Annotated in this window: 1 protein-coding gene and 1 tRNA gene; both read right to left on the reverse strand. The window is 53.7% G+C overall.

The features are described from left to right. Nucleotides 1-535: 535 nt before the first annotated feature. Nucleotides 536-611: transfer RNA gene (locus tag G5182_RS20070), tRNA-Thr, on the reverse strand. A gap of 89 nt (nucleotides 612-700) precedes the next feature. Then, complete coding sequence (locus G5182_RS20075; protein ID WP_338455320.1) at nucleotides 701-1,441, reverse strand: phosphatase; 741 nt, start codon at nucleotides 1,439-1,441, stop codon at nucleotides 701-703. Nucleotides 1,442-1,746: the final 305 nt, after the last annotated feature.

Consider the following 1,746-nt stretch of genomic DNA (forward strand, 5'->3'; position numbering starts at 1 on the left):
TCTTGTCATTGAACACCTCAGGTCATGGTGGCGACTGTACCACCTAAAATGGTGTCCGGGATGATTAGACCACTACACCCTTATGCGCTCGATACTCCCACTATTCCTACTATGAAGCCGTGAAAGATGAAGTAATCCGGTGATAGAGAAGAGGTACTTTACCCCTCACGCCTCTCAAGACATGCAGCCCCCATCTGATTACTATCCCCTATAGCCAGTATGCTCATGGGGTTGTATTGACTCTTGCAGAGGGGGCCATTTGTCATATTTTCTGTGAGATTTTTTCAAGCCTCATTGCATATATAAGAAGACCTCCCTTACCCCCTGCTCCCCTCCATGCAATTTTCCCCCATAATCGAACAGACCTATCCTATCCCCCCTCGATTCTTTTATTTTCCTCTGGTGTTCTCTCTTGCGTACAAGACAAGTTAGCCGCCCGTCATGGGCAGCCTATACACTGTGAAGTGTTGGGCATGGTGTTGGGCAAATGCGCTAAAGAGCTAGCTTTACCAAGAAGCCAACCCTTTGTTTTATATGGTGCCGATAAGGGGAATCGAACTCCTGACCTTCGCATTACGAATGCGCTGCTCTACCAACTGAGCTATACCGGCTTGTTGCTCTCCACATTCATAAAAAATGACCGGCAAGTCAATTGAGCCAACTCGATTTTATGAGTTGGCTCATGGTGTTAGAGCCCGATTTACAGATCGGCAAACTCGGGGATATGGGCACGGCCGCGGCTTTCGAGAAATTCGAGCAGGGCGCGGGGGGAGCGCACCAGGATCCGCTCTTGCGGGAAGCCCGCTTCGGTCACCAGACGGTGGCAATGGTCAAAATCGCCGAGGCTGAAAGCGACATGGGAATCGGAGCCGAAGGTGAGGTAGGCCCCCAGATCTCGCGCGGCTTCAACGATTGCGCGGCAGTTGCCTTCGCTCCCCGGGCGCGAGTGAATGAAGGAGGAGTTGTTGATCTCCAGCGCCACCCGATAGTCCGCAGCCGCCTTGACCACCGCCTGAATGTCGATGGGAAATGCGGGGTTGCCCGGGTGGCTGATCATATCGACTCGGCCGCTCTTGATGGCGTTGATCATCGCCTGGGTGTGGGTTGCCTGATCGCAGGGAGGGAATACCTGCTCATGAAAACCCGCCATGATCATGTCGAGACGCGACTCATAGCGCTCTGGGAAATCGATCTCCCCGTCGAGGTTTTTGATGTTGGCCTCGATACCCCGCAAGATCCCTACCCCTTCCACCACTCTTGGCAAGATCGGCAAGTTGGCAAAATGCCAGACATGAGGGGCATCGGCCATCTCGGGGCCATGATCCGTGGTGGCGAACAGCTTGATCCCTTTGGCTCTGGCGATGGGCAGATAGTCGTGGATGGTGCTGTAGGCATGGGTGCTGGCAATGGTGTGAGTGTGGGTATCGACCGGGTACTTCATCTTCTCTCCCCTCATATTTTGAAAGGGCAGCATAGCAAAGAGCCGCAGCTTGGGCCACGCCAGTGCTTGCCACACTTTGTCACAAAATACCGCGAAGCTGACATAGTCTGAGGGGCTCTGGCTGGCATACTGCCCCCGTCGATACATGCCTGAACTCGCATCGACAGTTTGCCGTCAGGATGACGCGAACTCACTTTCCCCACCGTCGCGCCCTGCGGCGGTTTTTTTTGGCTCTGTCCCAATTACGTGTTGAAAGGCTAATCTTGAAGTAGGCCATCACCTTGAGGTCTACCATCATGGATACC

It is taken from the genome of Aeromonas sp. 600948 (genome assembly GCF_049174875.1).
GTDB lineage: Bacteria > Pseudomonadota > Gammaproteobacteria > Enterobacterales > Aeromonadaceae > Aeromonas > Aeromonas veronii_A.

What these genes read in the sequence shown, in the direction of transcription:
- G5182_RS20075 (WP_338455320.1), bottom strand. Translation starts at nt 1,441, where the DNA reads ATGAAGTACCCGGTCGATACCCACACTCACACCATTGCCAGCACCCAT.